Origin of the sequence: Pseudomonas sp. RG1, from assembly GCF_025910115.1 — a bacterium.
Lineage (GTDB): Bacteria > Pseudomonadota > Gammaproteobacteria > Pseudomonadales > Pseudomonadaceae > Aquipseudomonas > Aquipseudomonas atacamensis.
Genome location: NZ_JAPCIK010000002.1, coordinates 406,024 through 431,517 on the forward strand (window position 1 = coordinate 406,024; position 25,494 = coordinate 431,517).

22 protein-coding genes and 1 riboswitch are annotated in these 25,494 nt (G+C 61.4%); of the genes, 15 read left to right on the forward strand and 7 right to left on the reverse strand.

Going from position 1 to position 25,494, the window contains the following annotated elements:
- The first annotated feature begins 45 nt into the window (after positions 1-45).
- Positions 46-1,140, forward strand: a complete 1,095-nt coding sequence (locus OK411_RS03470; protein WP_264364423.1) for a glycosyltransferase family 4 protein — start codon at positions 46-48, stop codon at positions 1,138-1,140.
- On the opposite strand, the gene OK411_RS03475 is transcribed toward OK411_RS03470, so the two are convergent.
- Entirely contained in the window at positions 1,135-1,701 is a 567-nt protein-coding gene (locus tag OK411_RS03475) for a lipopolysaccharide kinase InaA family protein (protein WP_016771986.1), read from the reverse strand. The genes OK411_RS03470 and OK411_RS03475 overlap by 6 nt on opposite strands.
- A gap of 150 nt (positions 1,702-1,851) precedes the next feature.
- Here OK411_RS03475 and OK411_RS03480 point away from each other — a divergent pair, with 150 nt between their 5' ends.
- From OK411_RS03480 to hldE, 3 genes are all read left to right on the forward strand, one after another.
- On the forward strand, positions 1,852-3,024 hold the full coding sequence (locus tag OK411_RS03480; protein WP_264364424.1) for an O-antigen ligase family protein: 1,173 nt from the start codon (positions 1,852-1,854) through the stop codon (positions 3,022-3,024).
- 15 nt (positions 3,025-3,039) lie between these two features.
- A complete protein-coding gene (gene msbA, locus OK411_RS03485; RefSeq protein WP_016771984.1) occupies positions 3,040-4,845 on the forward strand; it encodes a lipid A export permease/ATP-binding protein MsbA in 1,806 nt (601 codons plus the stop codon).
- Between the two features lie 99 nt (positions 4,846-4,944).
- Positions 4,945-6,366 (forward strand): bifunctional D-glycero-beta-D-manno-heptose-7-phosphate kinase/D-glycero-beta-D-manno-heptose 1-phosphate adenylyltransferase HldE, encoded by a 1,422-nt coding sequence (hldE, locus tag OK411_RS03490; protein WP_264364425.1) that lies wholly within the window; start codon positions 4,945-4,947, stop codon positions 6,364-6,366.
- 78 nt (positions 6,367-6,444) lie between these two features.
- Here the strand turns inward: hldE and OK411_RS03495 are convergent, their stop codons facing one another.
- The 4 genes from OK411_RS03495 to OK411_RS03510 all read right to left on the reverse strand — a co-directional run bounded on the left by OK411_RS03495 (position 6,445) and on the right by OK411_RS03510 (position 9,907).
- Entirely contained in the window at positions 6,445-7,413 is a 969-nt protein-coding gene (locus OK411_RS03495; protein WP_264364426.1) for a metal ABC transporter ATPase, read from the reverse strand.
- Positions 7,414-7,445: 32 nt separating this feature from the next.
- A complete protein-coding gene (locus OK411_RS03500; protein ID WP_264364427.1) occupies positions 7,446-8,258 on the reverse strand; it encodes an aldo/keto reductase in 813 nt (270 codons plus the stop codon).
- The gene (locus tag OK411_RS03505; protein ID WP_264364428.1) at positions 8,255-9,430 is read right to left on the reverse strand and encodes an NAD(P)/FAD-dependent oxidoreductase; all 1,176 of its coding nucleotides are present in this window, start codon (positions 9,428-9,430) and stop codon (positions 8,255-8,257) included. Before OK411_RS03505 ends, OK411_RS03500 begins: the two co-directional genes overlap by 4 nt.
- 144 nt (positions 9,431-9,574) lie before the next feature.
- Positions 9,575-9,907, reverse strand: coding sequence for a DMT family transporter (locus OK411_RS03510; RefSeq protein WP_016771980.1), 333 nt, complete (start codon positions 9,905-9,907; stop codon positions 9,575-9,577).
- 107 nt (positions 9,908-10,014) lie between these two features.
- Here OK411_RS03510 and OK411_RS03515 point away from each other — a divergent pair, with 107 nt between their 5' ends.
- Together OK411_RS03515 and waaA are read left to right on the forward strand one after the other, a co-directional pair.
- Positions 10,015-10,911, forward strand: a complete 897-nt coding sequence (locus OK411_RS03515; RefSeq protein ID WP_110602705.1) for a LysR family transcriptional regulator — start codon at positions 10,015-10,017, stop codon at positions 10,909-10,911.
- An 11-nt stretch (positions 10,912-10,922) separates the two neighbouring features.
- Positions 10,923-12,197, forward strand: a complete 1,275-nt coding sequence (gene waaA, locus OK411_RS03520; RefSeq protein WP_024011340.1) for a lipid IV(A) 3-deoxy-D-manno-octulosonic acid transferase — start codon at positions 10,923-10,925, stop codon at positions 12,195-12,197.
- A 723-nt stretch (positions 12,198-12,920) separates the two neighbouring features.
- Here waaA and OK411_RS03525 read toward each other — a convergent pair.
- Positions 12,921-14,354, reverse strand: coding sequence for a TolC family outer membrane protein (locus tag OK411_RS03525; RefSeq protein WP_016771977.1), 1,434 nt, complete (start codon positions 14,352-14,354; stop codon positions 12,921-12,923).
- Between the two features lie 204 nt (positions 14,355-14,558).
- Positions 14,559-14,664, forward strand: a riboswitch (TPP riboswitch).
- A 144-nt stretch (positions 14,665-14,808) separates the two neighbouring features.
- Here OK411_RS03525 and thiC point away from each other — a divergent pair.
- Positions 14,809-16,698: a phosphomethylpyrimidine synthase ThiC gene (thiC, locus tag OK411_RS03530; RefSeq protein ID WP_122610342.1), complete on the forward strand. Its 1,890-nt coding sequence runs from the start codon at positions 14,809-14,811 to the stop codon at positions 16,696-16,698.
- Between the two features lie 228 nt (positions 16,699-16,926).
- Positions 16,927-18,219, forward strand: a complete 1,293-nt coding sequence (gene cytX, locus OK411_RS03535) for a putative hydroxymethylpyrimidine transporter CytX (protein ID WP_264364429.1) — start codon at positions 16,927-16,929, stop codon at positions 18,217-18,219.
- Here cytX and OK411_RS03540 read toward each other — a convergent pair.
- On the reverse strand, positions 18,188-18,934 hold the full coding sequence (locus tag OK411_RS03540) for an RsiV family protein (protein ID WP_016771974.1): 747 nt from the start codon (positions 18,932-18,934) through the stop codon (positions 18,188-18,190). The two genes, cytX and OK411_RS03540, sit on opposite strands and share 32 nt — an antisense overlap.
- Before the next feature lie 228 nt (positions 18,935-19,162).
- Between OK411_RS03540 and OK411_RS03545 the strand changes: the two genes are divergently transcribed.
- The 7 genes from OK411_RS03545 to OK411_RS03575 all read left to right on the forward strand — a co-directional run bounded on the left by OK411_RS03545 (position 19,163) and on the right by OK411_RS03575 (position 25,494).
- Complete coding sequence (locus OK411_RS03545; RefSeq protein ID WP_024011344.1) at positions 19,163-19,780, forward strand: NUDIX domain-containing protein; 618 nt, start codon at positions 19,163-19,165, stop codon at positions 19,778-19,780.
- Positions 19,771-20,223 (forward strand): DUF1249 domain-containing protein, encoded by a 453-nt coding sequence (locus OK411_RS03550; protein ID WP_039756811.1) that lies wholly within the window; start codon positions 19,771-19,773, stop codon positions 20,221-20,223. The genes OK411_RS03545 and OK411_RS03550 overlap by 10 nt, the downstream gene beginning before the upstream one ends.
- Positions 20,224-20,320: 97 nt before the next feature.
- Positions 20,321-21,136, forward strand: coding sequence for a 3',5'-cyclic-AMP phosphodiesterase (cpdA, locus tag OK411_RS03555; protein ID WP_217879211.1), 816 nt, complete (start codon positions 20,321-20,323; stop codon positions 21,134-21,136).
- Between the two features lie 290 nt (positions 21,137-21,426).
- Positions 21,427-22,035: a YqiA/YcfP family alpha/beta fold hydrolase gene (locus OK411_RS03560; RefSeq protein ID WP_217879212.1), complete on the forward strand. Its 609-nt coding sequence runs from the start codon at positions 21,427-21,429 to the stop codon at positions 22,033-22,035.
- Positions 22,036-22,076: 41 nt separating this feature from the next.
- On the forward strand, positions 22,077-23,984 hold the full coding sequence (parE, locus tag OK411_RS03565) for a DNA topoisomerase IV subunit B (RefSeq protein ID WP_024011346.1): 1,908 nt from the start codon (positions 22,077-22,079) through the stop codon (positions 23,982-23,984).
- Positions 23,984-24,973 (forward strand): esterase-like activity of phytase family protein, encoded by a 990-nt coding sequence (locus OK411_RS03570; RefSeq protein ID WP_136492349.1) that lies wholly within the window; start codon positions 23,984-23,986, stop codon positions 24,971-24,973. Before parE ends, OK411_RS03570 begins: the two co-directional genes overlap by 1 nt.
- Positions 24,970-25,494: a TIGR02281 family clan AA aspartic protease gene (locus OK411_RS03575; protein ID WP_024011348.1), complete on the forward strand. Its 525-nt coding sequence runs from the start codon at positions 24,970-24,972 to the stop codon at positions 25,492-25,494. Before OK411_RS03570 ends, OK411_RS03575 begins: the two co-directional genes overlap by 4 nt.

Below are 25,494 nucleotides of genomic sequence, written 5' to 3' on the forward strand. Positions count from 1 at the left end.
CCGCGCAGCTTGTCCCCGCAAATCCGTGCAACGGCTTTCTGCCCTATGAATATTCTCAATATCATGTGGGCCGGTGGCGCTCCGTTCGCATCAATCCATAAAGTGCATCAGCAGATACTCTCTCAGGCTGCGCCGTCGGCGGTGGTCAAAACCTGGCTCCTCCAGGGGCAGGGAGCCGAGTGCGGCGTGGATGTCGGTGAGGTCCGGGAGTGGCGGTTATCGTCAGCCCGCCTGAAGGGCCGGCATTTCTGGCGTTTGGCCAAACCCGTGATGCGGGCGAGGTTTCGCCAGGCGCTCGTGGACAGTGACGCTCGATTGCTGCTGCTGGACGGCATGGGTGTCGCACGCACGTTGTTACCGGTCCTCAAGAAACTGCCGCATATCCGCGCGGTAGTGATCTTCCACGGTTCGGCGCGTTTGAATGCCGGCGACCAGGCTCTATTCCAGGCAATCCCTGCGTCCCGACTGACATTGGTTGCCGTCTCCAGCACCCTTGCCGATTCACTGGCCCGCGATCTGCAGATGCCTGTCACCGCGCTGCGAAGTGCGTTCGATCCTGAGGCGTTTCGCGCTGACCTGCTCACCCGCGAGCAAGCCCGGACACGGCTGGGTTTGCCGCAAGGCGATGCGCCAGTATTGGGCGCCGTAGGGCGGCTGGTCTCGGAAAAAGGTTTCGGCTATCTGCTGGATGCCTTTGCCGCAGCACTCGACACCCGCCCGGACTTGCGCCTGGTCATTGTTGGCGAAGGCTCCAAACGCGCGGCGCTGGAGCAGCGCATCGACGCGCTTGGCTTGCACGAGAAGGTCTTGCTGACCGGCCATCTGAACGAAGCAGCGCAGCTTTATCGTGCGTTCGACTGGGTGGCCATCCCTTCGCTGGAGGAGGGCCTGGGTCTGGTCATGCAGGAAGCGGTGATGGCCGGCGTACCGGTGCTGTGCAGCGATCTGGAGGTGTTCAGCGAACAGCTGGGCAGCGCCGGCTGGTATGCGCCGGTCAATGACACGAAAGCCTGGGCCGAGGCCATCGACCGCGCCTTCAGTGCCTCATCTCAAGCGATCAATGCCGAGCAGTACCGGATGCTCGCTCCGGACGAGGCCTGGTCGAGCTTCAGCCAGGCTGCCCGCGCATTGTTTTCATGACGACAAGACCGCGCGCTCAAGTGCCTGCATCGGAAAGCTGTCGTTCAGCTTTTCGCGCGCAATATAGCGGGCGAAATGTTGCAGGTTGCGTTTGATCAAGCGCTTTGGCAACGGTCCGCGGGTAAAGCGCATGTCGGCAACATCGATCAGGCCCATGCGGTTGTCTGGCGTGACCACGATGTTGCCAAGATGCAGGGAGCGGAAATAGATGCCCGAGCGATGCAGGCTGCGTATCAGGGCGGCGAGGTCCGGCAACGCCTGCTTCCACTCGAATCCTTGTTTGCTGGCGATCTGACGCAGCGTCTGCCCTGGCAGAGGCTCATACAACACGGCGGTCATGCCTGGTTTTTCAAGGCGAAAGAACTGGAGGATCTGCAAGGTCGGTACGCCGAGTTTTTGCAGCTCGACGGCATTGTCGATGAACCGCTTCGAATAGGGGCGCAGCAGAGCGGATGAAAAAAACCGCTTGCGACGGAACAGTTTGAGAATTTTTCCATCTTGCAGCAGGTAGACTTTCGGCCCGTAGCTGTCCGCTTCCAGCACTTTGGCAGCGTCGATCATTTGGTCTAGAGCGGCTTGGGAGAGCCGGGAGCATCGCATCGTAGGAAGCCTTGTCGAAAGTGCGGGGTGTAGTAGCGGGCAATGATGCCGAAAAGTTTCGATTTTAACCATGCCGCGTCGCATGGGCGAACCCTTGTCAGGAGCAGATTGATGCAGGAAACACGCTGGGCGCAACTATGGATGGCGACGGGGCTCTTGTGGTTTTTACTGGCCATTGCCTTAGCGCCCACCAACAAGGTTTACCAGCAGGGGCTGGTCGCTCTCGTCTGGTTGCCGGCGCTAGTGCTGGGCTGGTCTGCGCGGCACCGCGTCAGGGAAGTGCTTTACGAGCAACGCTGGATCTACCTGCCGTTGCTCGGATTGCTGGTCTGGTCGCTGATCAGTCTGGCATGGACAAACGCACCGGAAACGGGTCGCGAGGCCAAGCGTCTGTTGTACATCGTGGTATTCCTGCTGTTTTTTCCGGTGTTTGCCAGCGGACGCCCCGAGCGGTTGATTCGCCTGATGCAGTGCGGCGGGCTGGGATTGGCGGTGACGGCGCTGGTGGCGATTGTCAGGTTCTACGTCATTGACGGCAACGTCTGGTCTGCGCGGGTGGAAGGTCTGGGTGAACTGGCGCACCCGATCCTCGGCGGCTATGTCATCGGTCTCGCGGCCGTGTGGCTGGCCCTGTGGGCGCCGCGTGATTTGATGCGGCAAGGGATCTGGGCGCTGGCGTTGACGGTGCTGGTTGTTTTTGTCCTGATGAGTCAGAGCCGCGGTGCGGCGTTGGCGCTGTTTCTGACCATCCTGGCCATGCCGATCTGGTGCCGTGACCGACACAGCCGAATCGTCGCAGCCGTGGCACTGGTGGTGGCGATTGCGGCGCTGTGGCTGTTCGAGCCGTTGGTGCTGGCGCGCGGGGTCTCGTATCGTCCGCAGATTCTGATGGCTTCTCTGGATATGATCGCCAAGCACCCCTGGGGCGGGCTGGGTCTGGGTGGGGACTATCGGGTGCTCTGGTCTGGAATGACCTTCGATCACGCCCACAACCTGTTCACCCATGTCGCGATCGTGCTGGGTCTGCCGGGACTGCTGTTATGGTCTGCCGTCTGGTTCGGCGTGATTTTCCAGGCGTGGAAAGTTCGGGAAACGCTGTATGCCCGGGGGATCATCGGTATCTGGCTGTTCTCGACATTGGCGATGCAGTTCGACGCTGCCAGCCTCACCGGCACTCCGCGCGCCGAGTGGTTCATCAGCTGGCTGCCGTTGGGGCTTGCCAGCGTTTTGGTATGGGCGCGGGCCAATGGCGGCGCTTGTGATAAAATTTCGCGTTCTTCTTAACCAGTGAGCTCTACGATGACTGACGCACCGCCCAAAGCGGAACAGGAATCCAGCCTGAAAATCTACTTTCGGCTGTTGGGGTACGTAAAACCCTATATCGGTCTTTTCCTGCTGAGTATCGTGGGCTTCGTGATCTTTGCTTCCACGCAACCGATGCTGGCCGGGATTCTCAAGTATTTTGTCGATGGCCTGAGCAATCCCGAAGCGGTGCTCTTCCCCAATGTGCCTTATCTGCGAGACGTGCAGCTGTTGATGGCTGTGCCGTTGCTGATCATTTTGATCGCAGCGTGGCAGGGCCTTGGCTCGTTTCTCGGCAACTATTACCTGGCGAGGGTTTCGTTGGGGCTGGTGCATGACCTGCGTATCGAATTGTTCAACAAACTGTTGGTACTGCCCAACCGCTATTTCGATACCCACAACTCGGGTCATCTGATCTCGCGCATCACCTTCAACGTGACCATGGTCACCGGCGCCGCCACCGATGCCATCAAAGTGGTGATCCGCGAAGGCCTGACCGTGGTTTTCCTGTTCGCCTATCTGCTCTGGATGAACTGGAAACTGACTCTGGTGATGCTGGCCATTCTGCCCGTGATCGCGTTCATGGTCGGCAACACCAGCAAGAAATTCCGCAAGCAGAGCAAGAAGATTCAAGTGGCCATGGGCGACGTCACCCATGTGGCTTCCGAAACCATTCAAGGCTATCGCGTCGTGCGCAGTTTTGGTGGCGAAGCTTATGAGCAGCAGCGTTTTGCGGCGGCCAGCCAGAGCAACACCGACAAACAGTTGCGCATGACCAAGACTGGCGCGGTGTATACGCCGATGCTGCAGCTGGTGATCTACACCGCCATGGCGGTGTTGATGTTCCTGGTGTTGTTCCTGCGCGGTGATGCAACGGCCGGTGATCTGGTCGCGTACATCACGGCAGCAGGTTTGCTGCCGAAGCCGATCCGGCAATTGTCCGAAGTCAGCTCGACCATTCAGAAAGGCGTGGCCGGTGCTGAAAGCATTTTCGAGCAACTCGACGTTGAACCGGAAATCGATACCGGCACGATCGAGCGTGATCGGGTCAGTGGCCACCTGGCGGTGAACAACCTCAGCTTCACTTACCCGGGCACCGAACGGGAAGTGCTGAAAAACATCAGCTTCACCGCGTCACCAGGTCAGATGATCGCACTGGTCGGGCGTTCCGGCAGCGGCAAGTCGACGCTGGCCAGTCTCATTCCGCGCTTCTATCACCACGAGACAGGCGAAATTCTGCTCGATGATGTCGAGATCGAAGATTATCGCCTGCGCAATCTGCGCCGCCATGTAGCGCAAGTGACCCAGCACGTGACGCTGTTCAACGACACCATCGCCAACAACATCGCTTATGGCGATCTGGCAGGCGCGCCTCGCGAAGATATCGAGAAGGCCGCCCGGGACGCATTCGCCATGGACTTCATCGCGCAGATGCCTCAAGGCCTGGATACCCAAGTCGGCGAGAACGGTGTGTTGTTGTCTGGCGGACAGCGTCAGCGTCTGGCGATTGCCCGGGCCTTGCTGAAAAACGCCCCGCTGCTGATCCTCGACGAGGCGACTTCGGCCCTTGATACCGAGTCCGAGCGGCACATTCAGGCAGCACTCGACCATGTCATGAAAGGCCGCACCACGCTGGTCATTGCCCACCGTTTGTCGACCATCGAGAAGGCCGATCTGATCCTCGTCATGGATCAGGGCGAGATCGTCGAACGCGGCACTCATGCCCAATTGCTTGCTCACAATGGCTATTACGCGCGGCTGCATGCGATGGGGCTGGATGCTCCGGCCGAAGACATTGCCTGATCTGCGGACCAGGGTGAGCCAGCCTCACCCTCGTGTATTCCCGGTGCGCGCGATCCTGTTAATATCGCGCCCCTGTTCATTTTGTATGTGGGTTGCTCCATGAAATTGTCGATGCCGCGATTCGATCAAGCCCCTGTCTTGGTGGTCGGCGATGTCATGCTCGACCGTTACTGGCATGGCGGAACCTCACGGATTTCCCCTGAGGCACCGGTGCCGGTGGTCAAGGTCGAGCAGATCGAAGATCGCCCGGGCGGTGCCGCCAACGTGGCGCTGAACATTGCCGCGCTGGGTGCACCGGCATCGCTGGTGGGCGTGACCGGCGATGACGAAGCCGCCGACAGCCTGAGCAACAGTCTCAAGGGCGCCGGCGTGCGCGCCTTGTTCCAGCGCATCGCCCATCAACCTACCATCGTCAAGCTGCGGGTCATGAGCCGGCATCAGCAACTGCTGCGTATCGATTTCGAAGAGGTGTTCGCCACCGATGCGCTGGCACTGGCCGCGCAGGTCGACGAACTGCTGGAAGGCATCAAGGTGCTGGTGCTGTCGGATTACGGCAAAGGTGCGCTGAAGAATCATCAGACGCTGATCCAGGTCGCCCGTGCCAAAGGCATTCCGGTGCTGGCCGATCCCAAGGGCAAGGATTTTTCGATCTACCGCGGTGCCAGCCTGATCACGCCGAACCTCAGCGAGTTCGAAACCATCGTCGGTGGTTGCGCCGATGAGCACGAACTGGTGAGCAAGGGTGCCGTCCTGATGCAGGACCTCGACCTTGGCGCACTGCTGGTGACCCGCGGCGAACACGGCATGACCTTGTTGCGCCCGGATCATCCGGCGTTGCACCTGCCGGCCCGCGCCCGCGAAGTGTTCGACGTGACCGGTGCCGGCGATACGGTGATTTCGACATTGGCGGCAGCCATTGCCGCTGGCGAAGAACTGCCGCACGCCGTGGCGCTGGCCAATCTGGCAGCAGGTATCGTCGTCGGCAAGCTCGGTACAGCAGCGATCAGCGCCCCGGAGCTGCGCCGCGCCATTCAGCGCGAAGAAGGTTCGGAGCGAGGTGTGCTGGGTCTTGAGCAACTACTGCTGGCGGTTGACGATGCCCGTGCGCACCACGAGCGGATTGTCTTCACCAATGGCTGCTTCGACATCCTCCATGCCGGCCACGTGACCTATCTGGAGCAGGCCCGCGCTCAAGGCGATCGTCTGATCGTCGCGGTCAACGATGACGCCTCGGTCAGCCGCCTGAAAGGCCCGGGCCGGCCGATCAACAGCGTTGATCGCCGCATGGCGGTACTCGCCGGTCTCGGCGCGGTGGACTGGGTGATCAGCTTTTCTGAAGGCACGCCGGAAAACCTGCTGCGCGAGGTCAAGCCGGATGTGTTGGTCAAGGGTGGCGATTACGGCATCGATCAGGTAGTCGGCGCCGATATCGTCACCGCCTACGGCGGCACGGTGAAAGTGCTGGGGCTGGTGGAGAACAGCTCGACCACAGCAATCGTGGAAAAGATCCGCGGCCAATAAGCTCAAGAGATCGCAGCCTGCGCCAGCGCCTGCACAATTCTGTTCAGGCGCTGGCGCAGGCTGCGATCTTTTTGCTTTTCAGGAATTCACTTTCTTGCGCGGTACGATTTTCTTCAGCAACTGCCTGGCCTTGCCGCGCAGGCGGGCCAGTCCAGTGGCCTTCTCCACTGGCGTCAGGCCCTGTTGGCGCAACCAGTCCTTCCAGCGAATCCGCTCATCGCGCACCAGCCAGCCATCCTGGCGGGCAAAGCTTTCAGCCAGATACAGACCGCGCGTACTCGCCGGATACAGCTGATCCTTTTTCAGGGTATACAACTCAGGCAGCGGCTGACCGTCGTGCAATGGCATCAAATACAGGTCAGGCCGTTTGCGATCGAGCCGCGCCACCAGTTGATCACCTTCCAGACGCTCGTCGACATGAAACAGGCTCAAGGACTTCGCCTCTTTGGGTACGTCCAGGCGCAGGTCATAGATCAATTGCAATGACGCCGTCGGCAAATGCACGTAGGCCCGTGGCCGCTCCAGCAATTGCAGGTTGGCGCAGCGCACCGGCCGTGCTGAACCGGACAGCGGTGTCAGGCGAAACGGCAGCGCCTCACGGTAATGCAGCGCAGCGGAGTAGGGCGCCGGCAACCAAGTCTCGTTGAAGCGCCCGCCGAGCCAGCCTTCCGGGGTTTCCAGCAGACACTCTTCGGCAATCTCCTGAATCGCCGTGTGCAGCGGAATGTTCAGCTCATGAGCAGGCACATAGCCGGAAATCAGCTTCAGTACCACGTCGCCGCGATCCTGGCGACGCTGGCGCACCAGCACCCAGTAATCGCGGTTCTGCCAATGCAGGGTCAGGCGCACGGACACGCCGAGGTTGGCTAGTTCCAGGGCGAAGCGCTCGCTGTCGGCGACGCTGACCGGTTTGCGCCGTTGCAGGGTCTGGGCGAAGTTCAGCGGCATGCCGACGCTCTGATAGCTCAGGCCTTCGGGCGTGGCTTCGACGAACAGCGGCAGCGTCTTGAAGTTGCTCGGGTTCTTGCGGATGAGCGTGCGCGGCATATCGGCTCCTGGCTTAAGGCCGCGGGGCGGCGTCAGTGACTACGCAGGACCTGGGCAACGGTCGCTACGTTATGGGCGAGGTGCAGCGGATTGATTGTGCCGACAATAGCACTGGCGACGCCGGGATGAGTGAACAGCAACTCGAAGCTGGCGCGCACCGGATCGACTCCCGGACTCAGACAGACATGACCGCTGGCCAAGGCTTTTTTCACCAGAATGGCTTTGCCGTGGGCAGCAGCATAGTCAATGACCGCCTTTTCGTTTTGTTCGTTCAGATTGTAGGTGACCATCGCGCAGTCGCCTTGCTCCAGCGCTTTCAAGCCGCCTTCGACGGTTTTGCCGGAAAAGCCGAAGCCGCGAATCTTGCCCTCGGCCTTCAGCGCCGCGAGGGTGGCGTAGACCTCTTCGTGCTCAAGGATGGCCATGTCGTTGCCGTCCGAGTGCACGAGGACCAGATCGATGAAATCCGTTTCCAAACGTTGCAGGCTGCGCTCGACCGACATTCGCGTGTGCGCAGCGCTGAAGTCGTGGCGCGACACGCCATCGGCAAACTCTTCGCCGACCTTGCTGACAATCACCCAATCCTGTCGCTGGCCGCGTAGCAGCGGGCCGAGGCGTTCTTCGCTGCGACCATAGGCCGGTGCGGTGTCGATCAGGTTGATGCCCAGATCCCGCGCCTGGCGCAGCAGCATGCGCGCCTCGTCATCGTCGGGAATCTGAAAGCCGTTGGGGTATTTCACCCCTTGATCGCGGCCGAGTTTGACTGTGCCCAGACCCAGCGGCGACACCGTCAGGCCGGTGCTGCCCAGCGGGCGATGCAGTTCGTGCAGAGTGGCGATGGTCATGGCAGCAGTTGCTCCCACGCGGGTACACCGAGCGGCGGTTTCGGCAGCGGCGGCAGCGGTTCAGTCACCTGCGGCTGGATGCCGTCGCGTTGCAGCGAGGCGATAACGCGGTCGGCGAAGTCTGGCGCCAGTGCCAGTTTGGTCGGCCAACCGACGAGCAAGCGACCTTCTTCGGCGAGGAACGCGTTGTCCGGGCGGGTCAGGCCGGTTTGCAGCGGCTCGGCGCGATCGACGCGCAGGGTCGCCCATTGCGTGGTGCTGAGGTCGATCCACGGCAGCAGCTGGGCGATTTCCTTTCGCGCGGTGGCGATCTGTTCGGCCGGCTCGCGGGCCACGCCTTCGCTTTCGGCAATGTCGCCGCCCATGTACCAGACCCACTGGCCGTCAGCGGCCGGGTGCGTGGTCACGGTGATGCGCGGCTTGGTGCCGCCGCCCAGGCAGTGCGCGTACAACGGTTTCAAGCCGGGACCTTTAGCGAGGATCATGTGCAGTGGTCGGCGCTGCATGGCCGGACGACTGAGGCCCAACGCTTCGAGCAGTTCGGCAGTGCCGGCGCCAGCACTGAGGACGATGCGCTGGGCGCGGATCTCACGCCCATCGACTTTCAGGCCGACCAGCACGCCGGCTTCCAGCAGCGGCTCGATGACCTGCCCGGCGAGCAGACCGTCACCGGCCAGCTCGGCCAGACGCTGGATCAGGCACGGGACATCCACTACCAATTCGGCGAGGCGATAGACCTTGCCCTTGAAACGCTTGTCCTGCAGGGCCAGCGGCAGTTCATCGCCCTTGACCTGATCGACCCGGCCACGCACGGCTTTACTGGCGAAGAAACTGGTCAGATTGCCGGCCAAAGTGCCTGGCGACCACAGGTAATGGGCTTCGGACAGCAGGCGCACGCCGGACAGATCCAGCTCACCATTACCGGCCAGCGCCTCGCGCCAGCGGCGCGGCATGTCGGCGATGGCTTCCGAGGCCCCGGTCAGCGCGCCGTGCAGCGCGTACTTGGCGCCGCCGTGGATGATGCCCTGGGACTTCACGCTCTGCCCGCCACCGAGGCTGGCGCTTTCCACCAGCACGGTCGAAAAACCCTGACCGCGCAGGCGCGCATTCAGCCAGAGGCCGGCGACACCAGCGCCGACAATCAGAACGTCGGTGGAAATAACGGATGGCATGCAGCGACCTCAGTGTTCAAGACGAGGGCGCAGTATACAGACTCAGACATCGGCCTCCGATGTCAAAAAAGATCGCAGCCTTCGGCAGCTCCTACCTTGGAATGCGTTACCTGTAGGAGCTGCCGAAGGCTGCGATCTTTTTCTTCAGTGCCCCGCAGTTTTCGAAAACAGCTGAATCACCACGACCCCCAGCACGATCAACGCCATCCCCAGCATCGCCGGTACGTCGAGCTTCTGCCCGTAAATGAACAGAGCGGCGACGCTGACCATGACAATGCCCATCCCCGCCCAGACCGCGTAGGCAACGCCCACCGGTACGGTGCGCACCACCAGCGTTAGCATCCAGAATGCGATCCCGTAGCCGACAATCACCAGAATCAGCGGCAGCGGCGTGCTGAAGCCCTTGACCGCTTTCATCGAAACGGTGGCGATCACTTCGGCGCAGATGGCGATGGCCAGATAGACGTAGGCGTTCATGGTTTGATCCTCAAATAAATCATTGCTTGCTGCAGTGACATTCTAGGGATTGCTCAGATGGGGTAAAGTCATTACCTATCTGTTCTGTAGATGGGTTGGTAGCAAGCATGCAATGGAATCTCGATCAGCTGCGGGTATTTGTCGATGTCGCTGAACAGCGGTCTTTCTCCGCCGTGGCACGGCGACAACGCAAGGCGCAGTCGGCGATCAGCAGCGCCGTTGCGATGCTCGAAGAGGATTTGGGCGTGAGCCTGTTCGAACGCAGCAGCGGTCGGCAGCCGATACTCACCGAGGCGGGCGCGGCGTTACTGGAGGAAGCGCGGGAAGTGTTGCGCCAGTGCGAGCGCCTCAACGGCAGGGCCATGGCGATGCTGCGCGGTCAGGAGGCGCAGTTGCGAGTGGCTCAGGACGAGGCGATGCCGTATCAGGCGCTGGTGGAAAGTTTCGGTGAACTGGCCGAGCAGTTTCCCAGCCTGGAAGTGCAACTGACCAGCGCCGCCCAGGGTGAAGTTGCGCGCAAACTGGTCGAACGTCGCGCCGACCTCGGCCTTCTGTTCTATCACGATGAAATCCCCGAAGCCCTTGAGCGGCGCGTACTGGGTCGAGTGGAAATGGTCACGGTCTGCGGTGTCAATCATCCGCTGGCGCAGCAGGCCTACGTGACCTGCCAGCAACTGGCGCAGCACCGTCAATTGCTGATGTCGACGCAGACCAGCGTCTATCCCGGCAACGAGCCGGCCAGCCCACAGGTGTGGCGCGCCGACAGCTTTTACGTGATGTCCGAATGGCTGGTGCGCGATCTCGGTTGGGCGTGGTTGCCGCGCCACGTTGTGCAGTACTCGGCGTATCAGGGCCAAATGGTTGAACTCGATAGCGAATGGACGCCGCCGGCATTGGTGGTGGAACTGGTCTGGCGCCGCGACGAACCGCTCGGCCCGGCCGCGCGCTGGCTGGCGGAACGTTTTGCCGTGCACTTGCGGGCGATCGGCGACAAAAGCCGATAAACTCCGCCGCCATGAATAGAACTCTCTACACCGCGCTGTTTTACCTGGGGCTGCCATTGGTGGCGATTCGGCTGTGGCTGCGCGCACGCAAGGCGCCGGCGTATGCCAAGCGCATTGGCGAGCGCTTTACTCTTGGCATGCCGACCTTGCAGCCCGGCGGCATCTGGGTGCACGCGGTGTCGGTGGGCGAAAGCATTGCCGCCGCGCCGATGATCCGCGCGCTGCTGGAACGCTATCCGGCGCTGCCGATTACCGTGACCTGCATGACCCCGACCGGTTCGGAGCGGATTCAGGCACTGTTTTCCAACGAGCCGCGCATTCAACACTGCTATCTGCCGTATGACTTGCCTTGTGCGGCGGCGCGTTTTCTTGATCGCGTGCAGCCCAGGCTTGCGGTGATCATGGAAACCGAGCTGTGGCCCAACCACATTCATCAGTGTGCCAAGCGCGGAATTCCGGTGGCGCTGGCCAATGGACGGTTGTCGCAGCGTTCCGCCAAAGGCTATGGCCGCTTCAGCAAACTCACCGCGCCTATGCTTGCCGAGATGAGCCTGTTGGCGGTGCAGACCGAAGCCGAGGCCCAGCGCTTCCGCGATCTCGGCGCGCGTTCGGAAGCCGTTGACGTCACCGGTTCGATCAAGTTCGACCTGACCATCGACCCGCAATTGCTGCAGCGTGCTACCGAATTGCGTAGCCAGTGGCAGGCACAGGATCGACCCGTGTGGATCGCCGCGAGCACTCACGAAGGCGAAGACGAAGTGGTGCTCGACGCTCATCGTCGCCTGTTGGCCAATCATCCGGATGCATTATTGATTCTGGTGCCGCGTCATCCGGAGCGCTTCAATTCGGTGTTCGAGCTGTGCCAGCGCGAAGGTTTCGCCACGGTACGTCGCTCGACCGGGGCCAATGTCGATGCGCAGACGCGCGTGCTGCTTGGCGACACCATGGGCGAGTTGCTGTTTCTCTATGCCTTGGCTGACAGCGCTTTTGTCGGCGGCAGTCTGGTGCCGAATGGCGGGCACAACCTGCTCGAACCCGCCGCGCTGGCGAAACCGGTACTCAGCGGCCCACACCTGTTCAACTTCCTCGACATCGCCGCGCAACTGCGCGAAGCCGGGGCGTTGGCCGAAGTGGATGATGCCGAAGGCCTCGCAGTCGAGGTGCAGCGCTTGTTCGAACTGCCGCGTGATGCGCAGCGCATGGCCGAGGCCGGGCTGGCGGTGATGCGGCGCAATCAGGGCGCATTGCAGCGGCTGCTGGATGGCTTGGCGCGGCTGATCCAATAGTCGCCTGGAATATTACTGTGGTGAGGGGATTCATCCCCGCTGGGTTGCGAAGCAGCCCCAAAACCATTCAACACGGTGATTCAGTTAGGTCTGGCAAGTCGGATTTACGACTGCTGCGCAGCCGGACGGGGATAAATCCCCTCACCACAGGGATTCATTCAGATAGTTTATGGTCGGGCCTTACTGTGGTGAGGGGATTCATCCCCGCTGGGTTGCGAAGCAGCCCCAAAACCATTCGACGCGGTGATTCAGTTAGATCTGGCCAGCAGGATTTACGACTGCTGCGCAGCCGGACGGGGATAAATCCCCTCACCACAGGGGATTCATTCCAGATTTTTTATGGCCGCGCCTTTGGCTGGATGGTCTGGCGCGGCTGATCCAATAGTCGCTTGGAATATTACTGTGTTGAGGGGATTCATCCCCGCTGGGTTGCGAAGCAGCCCCGAAACCATTCGACGCGGTGATTCAGGCAGATCTGGCCAGCAGGATTTACGACTGCTGCGCAGCCGGACGGGGATAAATCCCCTCACCACAGGGGATTCATTCCAGATTGCTTATGGCCGGGCCTTACTGTGGCGAGGGGATTTATCCCCGCTGGGTTGCGAAGCAGCCCCAAACTATTCAACACGGTCATTCAGAAAAACCGTGTCCACCGCTATTGCGACTGCTGCGCAGCCGATCGGGAATAAATCCCCTCACCACAGGGGATTCATTCCAGACTGTTTATGGCCGGGCCTTGAGCTGCGCTTCAGCCGCCGACGCCAGATCCGGTGGCAGGAAATCCTTGTCCGGGTTGTAGTCGGCTTTCAGATAACGCCGCAGGTCTTCCAGGTCACCCGGGTTCAGCGTCCCCGCCGCCTGCTTCAGGCGCAGGTTGTCGAGGATGTAGTCGTAGCGGGTGTTGTTGTAGTTGCGCACCGAGGTGTACAGCTGACGCTGCGCGTCGAGCACGTCGACGATGTTGCGTGTGCCGACCTGATAACCGATTTCCGTGGCTTCCACCGCGCTCTGGTTGGAGATGATCGACTGGCGGCGCGCCTGCACCTGCTCGACGTCGGTGTTCACCGCGCGGTGCAGATTGCGGGTGTTTTCCACCACTTGCCGGCGCAGCGATTCGCGCTGCTGTTCGCTCTGATCCAGTTGCGCATAGGACTGACGCACTTGCGAACTGGTCAGCCCGCCGCTGTAGATCGGGATGTTCAGTTGCAGGCCCAGGGTGCTCTGCTCGACGTTGCCGCCATAAGGCGCGCCGAACGAGTTGGGGTTGGCAAAGCCGAGGGCGTCGTTGTCGCCTTTCTCGTATTTCGCCACGGCGTCGAGGGTCGGCAAGTGGCCGGCCTTGCGCTGCTTGAGCGTCTGCTCGGCGGAGCTGACCGCGTAGTTGCTGGCGAGCAGATTTAGGTTCTGCCGCGCCGCCGTGTCGACCCAGGATTTCGCATCGTTGGGCGCCGGTGGCAGGATCGGCAGCGTGTGGACGATGCCCTGAATCGAGTTGTACTGGCGGTTGGTCAGGGTGATCAACGCCTGGAACGCATCATCGACCTGACGCTGGGCGACGATGCGGTTGGCTCGCGCGGTGTCGTAACTGGCTTGCGATTGCAGCACGTCGGTCTTGTCCGAGAGGCCGACATCGAAGCGCTCGTTGGACTGATCGAGCTGACGTTTGAACGCGGCTTCTTCAGCCTTGGTCGAGGCCAGGTTGTCCTGGCTGCGCAGCACGTTGAAGTAGCTTTCAGCGCTCTGCAGGATCAGGTTCTGTTCGGTCGCCGACAGTTGCAGCGCGGCCTGCTCGTTGACGTCCTTCGCCGCTTGATACTGGAACCAGCGATCGGCGCGGAACAGCGGCTGCGCGAGGGTCGCCTGATAGGAATGCGCGCTGCGGTTGGCGATGGCCGAGGGTTGGTCGATCGAGGTGCGCACGTCAGCAACTTCGGCGCCACCGGACAGGTTCGGCAGCAGACCGGCGCGGGCCTGGGGCACCACTTCTTTCTGCGCGCCATACTGGGCGCGGGCCGCGGCGAGGTCGGCGTTGTTGTCGACCGCTTCCTGATAGACGCTGACCAGATCGGTTTTGGTCGACAAGGGTGCTTCCGCTGCCCAGGCCATTGTGTTGGACGCACAGGACACGGCAACAGCCAGTGAAAGTTTGCGCAGCATGAGGCGATCCCTAGCATGAATATTATGGAAGTAATCCGGGCGCCAAAGGTAAGGCGCAGCCCGCACAGCGTCAAGGCTGAGCAGGCCCAGCGAGTGTAGTTGCGCATTGCTCCGGCAACAATCGGCCAGCCTGGGTATTTACGCCATTCATCATGGCGTTCGCTGCGGTGTTGGCGTTCCTTGATGGTTGTGTCTAGACTGGCCGGGTTCTTGTCGGGGTGCCTTGCTATGAGGCTGAGATCGAATAATTTCGGATCCCGTTGAACCTGATCAGGTTAGCGCCTGCGTAGGGAACAAGATTTCTCGTCACCCGGCGAGTCCTCTTGTGCTTCGTCCGGGATATTGTTCGACAATCGAACGCCATGACGAATGCACAGCACCGGTCCTGGTGCGTCCGTGCCTTTCAGGTTCTGCTCCGACAATCCACTGCTGGATGCTGTCTGGAGAGCCTGTGATGACAACAAAAGAAAAAAACGCGATCAACCTGAGTGACTCGGCCAAGGTCGACGAGCAGTCGGTCAAGCCGTTCACCCGTTCGCAAAAAGTCTACGTTCAGGGCTCGCGCCCGGACATTCGCGTACCGATGCGCGAAATCAGCCTCGATGTAACCCCGACCGATTTCGGCGGCGAGATCAATGCGCCGGTCACGGTCTACGACACCTCCGGCCCGTACACCGATCCGAACGTGGTCATCGATGTGCGCAAAGGTCTGGCCGATGTGCGTTCAGCGTGGATCGATGACCGTGGCGATACCGAGCGCCTGCCGGGCCTGAGTTCGAACTTCGGTCAGCAGCGTCTGGCCGATGCCGAACTGACCAAACTGCGCTTTGCCCACGTCAACAACCCGCGCCGCGCCAAGGCCGGGGCCAACGTCAGCCAGATGCACTACGCGCGCAAAGGCATCATCACTGCCGAGATGGAATACGTCGCCATCCGCGAAAACATGAAGCTGCAAGAAGCGCGCGCGGCCGGCCTGCTCAAGCAGCAACATGCCGGCCACAGCTTCGGCGCAAGCATTCCGCAAGAAATCACCCCTGAATTCGTCCGCGAAGAAATCGCCCGTGGCCGCGCGATCATTCCCGCCAACATCAACCACGTCGAACTGGAACCGATGATCATCGGCCGTAACTTCCTGGTGAAGATCAACGGCAACATCGGCAACAGCGCCCTGGGTTCTTCGATCGAAGAAGAAGTGGCGAAACTGACCTGGGGCATTCGCTGGGGCTCGGACACGGTGATGGACCTGTCCACCGGTAAACACATTCACGAAACCCGCGAGTGGATCATCCGCAACTCGCCGGTGCCGATCGGTACCGTGCCGATCTATCAGGCGCTGGAGAAGGTCAACGGCGTCGCTGAAGACCTGACCTGGGAGCTGTTCCGCGACACCCTAATCGAACAGGCCGAGCAGGGCGTCGACTACTTCACCATTCACGCCGGCGTGCTCCTGCGTTACGTGCCGCTGACCGCCAAACGCGTCACCGGCATCGTCTCCCGTGGCGGTTCGATCATGGCCAAGTGGTGCCTGGCGCACCACAAAGAGAACTTCCTCTACACCCACTTCGACGAAATCTGCGAAATCATGAAGGCCTACGACGTCAGCTTCTCGCTGGGTGATGGCCTGCGTCCGGGCTCGATTGCCGACGCCAATGACGAAGCGCAATTCGGCGAACTGGAAACCCTCGGCGAGCTGACCAAGATTGCCTGGAAGCACGACGTGCAATGCATGATCGAAGGCCCGGGCCACGTGCCGATGCAGTTGATCAAAGAGAACATGGACAAGCAGCTCGAATGCTGCGACGAGGCGCCGTTCTACACCCTCGGTCCGCTGACTACCGACATTGCGCCGGGCTATGACCACATCACTTCCGGTATCGGCGCGGCGATGATCGGCTGGTTCGGTTGCGCGATGCTCTGCTACGTGACGCCGAAGGAGCACTTGGGCCTGCCGAACAAGGATGACGTGAAGACCGGGATCATCACTTACAAGATCGCCGCGCACGCAGCGGACCTGGCCAAGGGACACCCGGGCGCGCAGATCCGCGACAACGCACTGAGCAAGGCGCGTTTCGAATTCCGCTGGGAAGACCAGTTCAACCTCGGCCTGGACCCGGACACCGCGCGTTCCTATCACGACGAAACCCTGCCGAAGGACTCGGCCAAGGTCGCGCATTTCTGCTCGATGTGCGGGCCGAAATTCTGCTCGATGAAGATCACCCAGGAAGTCCGCGAGTATGCGGCCAACCAGCGCATCGACGCGGTCGATGTGGACGTCGCCAAGGGGCTAGCTGAGCAGGCCGAGCGGTTCAAACAGGAAGGCAGTCAGCTGTACAAGAAAGTTTGACCCCGTACTGATCGTTCCCACGCTCCGCGTGGGAATGCAGCCCGTGACGCTCCGCGTCACTGGACGCGGAGCGTCCCTAGAGGCATTCCCACGCAGAGCGTGGGAACGATCACAACAAGCTGCAAGCGGCAAGCGGCAAGCTGCAAGATTAGAAGCTGTCCGCGTACCGCTTTTAACTTGCGGCTTGCCGCTTGCAGCTTTTTCCTGCTCCTCTTTGAGATAACACCCTTGAGCATTCAACCCGGCACTTATTCCCCCGACCTTGCCGTGCCCGCTGAAAAGCGTGTCTTCGGCGGTCGCGATCTGTTTTCCCTGTGGTTCTCCCTCGGCATCGGCCTGATGGTTTTGCAGACCGGCGCATTACTCGCGCCGGGCCTGGGCCTGTCCGGTTCTTTGCTGGCGATCTTCCTCGGCACGCTCGTCGGCGTGCTATTGCTGGCCGCCGTCGGCGTGATCGGCAGCGACACCGGCCTGTCATCGATGGCGGCGCTGAAACTCAGCCTCGGCAGCAAAGGCGCGAGCCTGCCGGCGCTGCTCAATCTGCTGCAACTGATCGGCTGGGGCTCGTTCGAAATCATCGTCATGCGCGATGCCGCCAGCCTGCTCGGCACCCGCGCCTTCAGCGAAGGTTCGCTGTGGGCCAATCCGATTCTGTGGACGCTGTTCTTCAGTGCGCTGGCGACCTTGCTCGCGGTGAGCGGGCCGTTGACGTTCGTGCGGCAGATTCTGCGCAAGTGGGGCATCTGGCTGCTGCTCGCCGCGTGCCTGTGGCTGACCTGGAACCTGTTCGCCAAAGCCGACCTCGTGGCGCTGTGGGCGCGCGCCGGTGACGGTTCGATGCCGTTCGCCGTAGGCTTCGACATTGCTATCGCCATGCCACTGTCGTGGCTGCCGCTGATTGCCGACTACTCGCGTTTCGGCAAGCGCGCGAAGAATGTTTTCGGTGGCACGGCTGTGGGTTTCTTCATCGGCAACTTCTGGCTGATGAGCCTTGGCGTGGCCTACACCCTGGCGTTTGCGCCGAGCGGTGAAGTCAATGCGCTGCTGCTGGCCTTGGCTGGCGCCGGTCTGGGCATTCCGCTGTTGCTGATTCTGCTTGACGAGTCGGAAAACGCTTTTGCCGATATACATTCGGCAGCGGTCTCGAGCGGGATTCTGTTGCGTCTGAAAGTCGAACACCTGGCCTTGGCCATCGGCGTGATCTGCACGCTGATCGCACTGCTGGCGCCGTTGGCGCAGTACCAGAATTTCCTGCTGTTGATCGGCTCGGTGTTCGCGCCGCTGTTCGGCGTGGTGCTGGTGGATCACTTCATCTTGCGCAAACGCAGTGCTCAGGTCGCCTCAGCCGCATTGCGCTGGCCGGCGTTGCTGGCGTGGCTGGGTGGCGTGAGCACTTACCACTTGCTGGCGAATCTGTATCCGGATGTCGGCGCAACCCTGCCGGCGCTGGTGCTGGCAGGGCTGTTGCAACTGGTGCTGGGCCGGGCCTTCAGTTACGGCCGGGAAACAGCTCAGGCTTGAGAATGCCGTTCAGGCGCGGGTAGGGAATCTTCAGTTCGACGTGGCCCAGCGCATAGGGCGCGATGGTGGTCACGTCGTACTTGAGGATCACGCCACCGTAGGTCAGCGCCACGTGCGGGGTTTTCACGAACGGCCAGTTCGCGACGAATTCCGCCTCCTGATCGAGCTTGGTGCTGATCAGCCAACTGTTGTGCGCCACTTGCGCGGCTTTCCAGAACGCCTCTTCCTGACCCGGCAGCAACATGTCGGAGAGATTCAGCACCTTGTGCTGCTGGCGCGAATAGTTGATGAAACCGCGACCCGGCGTGCCGTGGGCGCCGCCGGTGTCGAGGTAGCTCGACAGCTCGATGATCACCAGTCCGTCATGCTGCTCGCGTACTTTCGCTTGCAGATAGCTGCTGTTGCGCGGGCCGGCGCTGGCCAGGAACTGCTCGCGGTAGGCGGCCAGGGTTGGCGCTACGGGTGCGTTCTTCTCGGTGCGGGTCATTTGCAGCAGACGTTTTTCGATGATGCCGTCCAGTGCCGGCTCGTCCGGGAAGCGCAGGGTGTCGATGTTCACCAGCGGGCAATCGGGATTGGAACAGCCGGGTTTGAGTTGTTCCGAGGCGTCGCGGGTGGTTTCCAGCGGCGTGCGATAGTTGGGCTGGAACAGACTGGCACAGGCGCCCAGAGTAAGGGCAATAGCGGCCACAGAGGCAATTTTGAAAAGCGACATGGGCGTCCTTTCGAAAGCAGGGGAAGGCAAAAAAGTTACCGCTTCGACTCTCAACGAAGCAGTCAGTTCGCCACTAAGCTGATTAGAGTGTGTTTCAGCTTCACCGTCCATCCCGCTGACGGTAAAGGGGCTGCATCAAACGGTGCGGGCGCGTTAGGATGGCGCGAAGTCGAGGTTGCCGGTTGTACATGGAAATCTCGTAAAGGATATGCAGTAAAGAGGATGATCATGACTGACTTTGCCAACGCCATTCCGACCGCCGTCGATATCGTGCGGCGCGAAAAATGCTACGAGGGCTTCTACAAGCTCGACCGTGTGCACTTGCGCCATGAGTTGTTCGCCGGTGGCATGAGCCGCGAGATCAACCGGGAAATCTTCGTGCGCCACGATGCCGTGTGCGTCCTGCCTTACGATCCGCAGCGCGATGAAGTGGTGCTGATCGAGCAGTTTCGTGTCGGCGCCATGGGCAAGGCCGACAACCCGTGGCTGGTCGAACTGGTCGCCGGTCTGATCGACAAGGATGAGCAACCGGAAGAAGTTGCTCACCGCGAGGCGCAGGAGGAAGCTGGGCTGGACATCAAGGCGTTGTGGCCGATGACCAAGTACTTCCCATCGCCGGGTGGCAGCAACGAATTCGTGCATTTGTATCTGGGGCGTTGCAGCACCGACGGTGTCGGCGGTCTGCACGGGCTGGAAGAAGAGGCCGAAGACATTCGCGTAACGGTCTGGGCCTTTGAAGATGCCTTGCAGGCCGTGCGTGACGGACGGATTGCCAACGCGGCGAGCATCATCGCCTTGCAGTGGCTGGCGCTGAACCGCGCCGAAGTGAGGGGGCTATGGTCGTAAACAAGCTGCGCGATCGTTATCGGGTTGACCTCGTGGGGCTGCAAGCCGCCTGCGAGGCCAACTACGCGCGCCTGATGCGACTGCTGCCGGACATGCGCAACGAACCCGAGGCGCGGCGTATCGCCGTGACCCAGGGCGAACAGATGCTCGGCGTGCTCGCCCTCGAAGTGCTGCAGACCTGCCCGTACACCACGACCTTGCAGGTACGCCAGGAGCACAGCCTGCCATGGTTGCCGGTGCCGCAACTGGAAGTGCAGGTCTACCACGACGCGCGCATGGCCGAAGTGATCAGCGCCGAGCATGCACGACGCTTTCGCGGCATCTATCCTTATCCGAACGCCGCCATGCACCAGCCCGATGAAAAGGCCCAGCTCAATGTCTTTCTGGGCGAATGGCTGAGTCATTGCCTGGCGTTGGGGCACGAGTACGAAGTCGTTCGCTAGTTGTGAACTGCGTCCGCTTCGGCGGTTTCCCCTTTGTGTCATCCCCCAGCATAATTGCCGCACCCATCCATTGCGTGCCTAGCCCCGGGAGAGCGCCTTGCCCAGCGTATCGACAATTACCAGCGCCGACCCGGCGCTGCTGGTGCAGTTGTCCGACAGCCACCTGTTCGCTGAAGCGCACAGCAAGCTGCTGGGCATGAAGACCCGCGAGAGCCTGCAACAGGTCATCGACCTGGTGTTGGCGCAACAGGCGCAGATCGATCTGCTGCTGGCGACCGGAGATATTTCCCAGGACGGTACGCTGGAGTCGTATCAGGCCTTCCGCCAACTGAGCGCGCAGATCAATGCCCCGGCGCGCTGGATTCCCGGCAATCACGACGAGCCGATGGTCATGGCCGAGGCGGCGGTGCAGAGCACCTTGCTCGAATCGGTAGTCGATATCGGCAATTGGCGGGTGACGATGCTGGATTCGGCGGTGCCGGGTTCGGTGCCGGGCTATCTGCAGGATGATCAATTGCAACTGCTCGCCCGCGCGCTGAGCGAGGCGCCGGAGCGTCATCATCTGGTGTGCCTGCATCATCATCCGGTGTCGATCGGCTGCGCGTGGATGGAGCCGATCGGCCTGCGCAACCCGGAAGCGTTCTTTGAAGTGCTGGATCGTTTCCCACAGGTTCGCGCGGTGTTATGGGGGCATGTGCATCAGCAAATCGATCGCGAACGCAATGGCGTGCGCTTGATGGCTTCGCCTTCGACGTGCATCCAGTTCGAGCCGGGCAGTGCGGATTTCAAAGTGGGCGAGCAGGCGCCGGGGTATCGCTGGCTGCGGTTGTTGCCGGACGGGAAATTGGAAACGGGCGTCGAAAGAGTCACCGACTTCGAGTTCACAGTCGATTACGGCTCCAACGGTTACTGAACTGACAATCAAAGACCCTCACCCCAGCCCTCTCCCAGATGGAGAGGGGGCCGACCTCGGTGTCTTTGGCTGTGCATCGGCCTGAAACAGCGATATCGATTATGGATTCGCAGCATAACGTTCAGGTCGGTGTAACTCTCGAATATCCCCCAGTCGGTTCCCTCTCCCTCCGGGAGAGGGTTAGGGTGAGGGCAGCTTGTGCTGTCACACCAATTTATTGAACCCACCCCCAATCCCGGTCCTTCTCCCTGTAAACTCCGCTATCTTTCGCCGACAGCCAGGGAGCTCAAATGTCCGGTTCGATCCTCTATATCCACGGTTTCAACAGCGCGCCGGCCTCGAAGAAGGCTTGTCAGCTGGTCGCGGTCATGGAGCGGCTGGGTTTGAGCGAGCAATTGCGCGTGCCGGCGCTGCATCACCATCCGCGCGAAGCCATCGGTCAGCTCGAGCAGGCAATCGCCGAGCTGGGCCGGCCGTTGCTGGTGGGAAGTTCGCTCGGCGGCTACTATGCGACTCACCTGGCCGAGCGCCATGGCCTGAAAGCCCTGCTGGTCAACCCGGCGGTCAGCCCGCACCGAATGTTCGATGGTTATCTGGGCACGCAGCAGAACCTCTACACCGATGAAACCTGGGAACTGACCCACGACCACGTCGCGGCGCTGGCCGAACTGGAAGTGCCACCACCGCAGGATCCTCAGCGTTATCAGGTCTGGTTGCAAACCGGCGACGAAACGCTGGATTATCGCCTCGCCCAACAGTATTACCGCGCCTGTGCCTTGCGCATCCAGGCTGGCGGCGACCACAGTTTCCAGGGCTTTGCCGGGCAATTGCCGGCGTTGCTGAGTTTTGCCGGCATGGCTGCCGATATGTATCAGGCAATCGATTTCACCACGCTGTGAAGTCTTGCCCCTCTTTCATGAATGACTGACGACGAGACCTTATGGCCACTCCCAGCGCTAGTTCTTATAACGCCGACGCCATCGAAGTCCTCTCGGGCCTCGACCCGGTGCGCAAACGCCCCGGCATGTACACCGACACCAGTCGGCCGAACCACCTCGCCCAGGAAGTCATCGACAACAGCGTCGACGAAGCCCTGGCCGGCCACGCCAAATCGGTGCAGGTCATCCTGCACGCCGACCATTCGCTGGAAGTCAGCGACGACGGCCGTGGCATGCCGGTCGACATTCACCCGGAAGAGGGTGTGTCCGGCGTCGAACTGATCCTTACCAAGCTGCATGCGGGCGGCAAGTTCTCCAACAAGAACTACCAGTTCTCCGGCGGTCTGCACGGGGTGGGTATTTCCGTGGTCAACGCGCTGTCGACCGAAGTGCGCGTACGGGTCAAGCGTGACGGCAACGAATACCAGATGACCTTCAAGGACGGCTTCAAGGCGTCCGAGCTGGAAATCGTCGGCACCGTCGGCAAGCGCAACACCGGCACCAGCGTGTACTTCGCGCCGGACCCGAAATACTTCGACTCACCGAAATTCTCCATCAGCCGCCTCAAGCACGTGCTCAAGGCCAAGGCTGTGTTGTGCCCGGGGCTGCTGGTCAGCTTCGAAGACAAAGGCACCGGCGAGAAAGTCGAGTGGCATTACGAAGACGGCCTGCGCTCCTACCTGGTCGATGCGGTCAGCGAATTCGAACGTCTGCCGAACGAGCCGTTCTGCGGCGCTTTCGCCGGTAATAAGGAAGCGGTCGACTGGGCGCTGCTGTGGCTGCCGGAAGGTGGCGACGCGGTGCAGGAAAGCTACGTCAACCTGATCCCGACCGCTCAGGGCGGTACGCACGTCAACGGCCTGCGTCAGGGCCTGCTCGATGCGATGCGCGAGTTCTGCGAATTCCGCAGCCTGCTGCCGCGCGGCGTGAAACTCGCGCCGGAAGACGTCTGGGAGCGCATCGCTTTCGTCTTGTCGATGAAAATGCAGGAGCCGCAATTCTCCGGCCAGACCAAAGAGCGTCTGTCTTCCCGTGAAGCGGCGGCGTTCGTCTCCGGTGTGGTGAAAGACGCTTTCAGCCTGTGGCTCAACGCCAACCCGGAGACCGGTCTGGCCCTGGCCGAACTGGCGATCAACAACGCCGGCCGCCGTCTCAAGGCGAGCAAGAAAGTCGAGCGCAAACGCGTCACCCAAGGTCCGGCATTGCCGGGCAAACTGGCTGACTGCGCCGGGCAGGACCCGATGCGTTCCGAGCTGTTCCTGGTCGAGGGTGACTCCGCCGGCGGTTCGGCCAAACAGGCGCGGGACAAGGAGTTCCAGGCGATCCTGCCGTTGCGCGGCAAGATCCTCAACACCTGGGAAGTCGACGGCAGCGAAGTGCTCGCCAGCCAGGAAGTGCACAACATCGCCGTGGCCATCGGCGTCGATCCGGGCGCGGCGGACATGAGCCAGCTGCGCTACGGCAAGATCTGCATCCTCGCCGACGCTGACTCCGACGGTCTGCACATTGCGACCTTGCTGTGCGCGCTGTTCGTTCAGCACTTCCGCCCGTTGGTGGATGCCGGTCACGTCTACGTGGCGATGCCGCCGCTGTACCGTATCGATCTCGGCAAAGAGATCTACTACGCCCTCGACGAAGCCGAGCGCGACGGCATTCTCGATCGCCTGGTCGCCGAGAAGAAACGCGGCAAGCCGCAGGTCACCCGATTCAAGGGTCTGGGCGAAATGAACCCGCCGCAACTGCGTGAAACTACCATGGACCCGAACACCCGGCGTCTGGTGCAGTTGACGCTGGGCGAAGACTTCGCCGAAACCTCGGAAATGATGGACATGCTGCTGGCGAAGAAACGCGCCGGTGACCGCAAATCCTGGCTGGAATCCAAAGGCAACCTCGCCGAGGTGCTGGCCTGATGCAGTTTGGCTGGGCCTTGGCGGGTGCGTTGCTGCTGAGTGCGCTGAGCGTGTCGGCCGAGCCGCTGCAACAATTGCGGCTGCTTTCCGAACACCCGGTCGAAGGCATGCGCGGCGGTAACCTGTCGGGTCTGGCCATGTGCGGCAATGAGCTGTGGACGGTTTCCGATCGCGATGACGAGCAGATCTATCGGCTCGATACCCGCGATCCGGTCTGGCAGGCGCAAACCGTGCACATCGACGTGCCGCCCGTGCCCGAGAGCGGCTTGCCGTGGGGTTTGAGTTCGCGCACCTGGGCGGCGTCGTTCATTCGCGGTGGCGATCTGGATTTCGAGGGCATCAGTTGCGACAGCGTAGGCAATCGCTACATCGTCAGTGAGGCCCATGCGGCGGTGTTGCAGGTGCCGGTCAGTGGCCCGGCGAACTGGCTGAAAATCTCGCCGCTGCTGGTTCGCGAAGCGCGGGCGAGCGGCCTGCTGCTGAAGTTCAACTCGATCTTCGAAGGCCTGGCGATCAACCCGGCCGGTGATCAGATGTGGCTGGCCGCCGAACGGCAAAAACGTGGTTTGCTGCTGATCAAACGCCAGCAGACGGTGTGGGATTGTGACGGTCGCTGCGTGCTGCTCAGTGAGGGCGGCAAGGAGATGCAGCCGCCACAGTTTCCGAAAGCGAAAGCGGTTCATCGCGACTTTTCCGACATTTCCTTGTTCAACGGCAAGCTGTTTACCCTTGAACGCAACGCGTTCGAGATTTGTCGTCGCGATGCGCAGACGGCCAAGGTCGAGCAGTGCTGGTCGTATGCCGGCGAACTGTTGCAGGAAAAACGTCGCTACTCGCAGAACTACGGACTGGAGGAAGCGCTGATCATTGATGCCGAAGGTGCGTGGATCGGCGTCGACAACAATTTTGGCCCGCGTGCTGATGGCGAAGTCCGCCCGGTGGTCTGGCGCTTTGCCGCGCCGGACGGTGGCTGGAGTGCCAGGCCATGAGCCAGCAACCGCCGGGCAAGCGTGCCGGTCGGGTGTTGATGATCCTCGCCTGGTGCGCGGCGCTGTTTCTCGCGACGCGGTTTTTCGGTCAGTGGGAACAGCGCCAGCAGAATCCGAACATCGTGGTTACGTCAGAGCAGGGCGAAGGTTTTATCGAAGTGAAACTGGCGAGCAATGCCCAAGGGCATTTTGTCGCCAGCGGCCAGATCAACGGTGAGCCGGTCGAGTTCATGCTCGATACCGGCGCCACTGATGTGGCGATCCCGGCGGATCTGGCCAAGCGTTTGAAGCTGCAAGAAGGTTTCGGCGTGACCCTGAGTACGGCCAACGGCCTGAGCCAGGGCTATCGAACGAAGATTGCCCGCCTGCAATTGGGCGACATCGTCCTGCGGGATGTCCGCGCACTGGTGGCGCCGGGGCTGCATGGCGATCAGGTGCTGCTCGGCATGAGCGCCCTGAACAGACTTGAATTTACCCAGCGCGGTGGCACCATGCTGCTGCGCCAGACAACGAACCGATGA

Coding starts and splice junctions, on each gene's coding strand:
- OK411_RS03470 (WP_264364423.1), top strand. CDS start 46: ATGAATATTCTCAATATCATGTGGGCCGGTGGCGCTCCGTTCGCATCA.
- OK411_RS03475 (WP_016771986.1), bottom strand. CDS start 1,701: ATGATCGACGCTGCCAAAGTGCTGGAAGCGGACAGCTACGGGCCGAAA.
- OK411_RS03480 (WP_264364424.1), top strand. CDS start 1,852: ATGCAGGAAACACGCTGGGCGCAACTATGGATGGCGACGGGGCTCTTG.
- msbA (WP_016771984.1), top strand. CDS start 3,040: ATGACTGACGCACCGCCCAAAGCGGAACAGGAATCCAGCCTGAAAATC.
- hldE (WP_264364425.1), top strand. CDS start 4,945: ATGAAATTGTCGATGCCGCGATTCGATCAAGCCCCTGTCTTGGTGGTC.
- OK411_RS03495 (WP_264364426.1), bottom strand. CDS start 7,413: ATGCCGCGCACGCTCATCCGCAAGAACCCGAGCAACTTCAAGACGCTG.
- OK411_RS03500 (WP_264364427.1), bottom strand. CDS start 8,258: ATGACCATCGCCACTCTGCACGAACTGCATCGCCCGCTGGGCAGCACC.
- OK411_RS03505 (WP_264364428.1), bottom strand. CDS start 9,430: ATGCCATCCGTTATTTCCACCGACGTTCTGATTGTCGGCGCTGGTGTC.
- OK411_RS03510 (WP_016771980.1), bottom strand. CDS start 9,907: ATGAACGCCTACGTCTATCTGGCCATCGCCATCTGCGCCGAAGTGATC.
- OK411_RS03515 (WP_110602705.1), top strand. CDS start 10,015: ATGCAATGGAATCTCGATCAGCTGCGGGTATTTGTCGATGTCGCTGAA.
- waaA (WP_024011340.1), top strand. CDS start 10,923: ATGAATAGAACTCTCTACACCGCGCTGTTTTACCTGGGGCTGCCATTG.
- OK411_RS03525 (WP_016771977.1), bottom strand. CDS start 14,354: ATGCTGCGCAAACTTTCACTGGCTGTTGCCGTGTCCTGTGCGTCCAAC.
- thiC (WP_122610342.1), top strand. CDS start 14,809: ATGACAACAAAAGAAAAAAACGCGATCAACCTGAGTGACTCGGCCAAG.
- OK411_RS03540 (WP_016771974.1), bottom strand. CDS start 18,934: ATGTCGCTTTTCAAAATTGCCTCTGTGGCCGCTATTGCCCTTACTCTG.
- OK411_RS03545 (WP_024011344.1), top strand. CDS start 19,163: ATGACTGACTTTGCCAACGCCATTCCGACCGCCGTCGATATCGTGCGG.
- OK411_RS03550 (WP_039756811.1), top strand. CDS start 19,771: ATGGTCGTAAACAAGCTGCGCGATCGTTATCGGGTTGACCTCGTGGGG.
- OK411_RS03560 (WP_217879212.1), top strand. CDS start 21,427: ATGTCCGGTTCGATCCTCTATATCCACGGTTTCAACAGCGCGCCGGCC.
- parE (WP_024011346.1), top strand. CDS start 22,077: ATGGCCACTCCCAGCGCTAGTTCTTATAACGCCGACGCCATCGAAGTC.
- OK411_RS03570 (WP_136492349.1), top strand. CDS start 23,984: ATGCAGTTTGGCTGGGCCTTGGCGGGTGCGTTGCTGCTGAGTGCGCTG.
- OK411_RS03575 (WP_024011348.1), top strand. CDS start 24,970: ATGAGCCAGCAACCGCCGGGCAAGCGTGCCGGTCGGGTGTTGATGATC.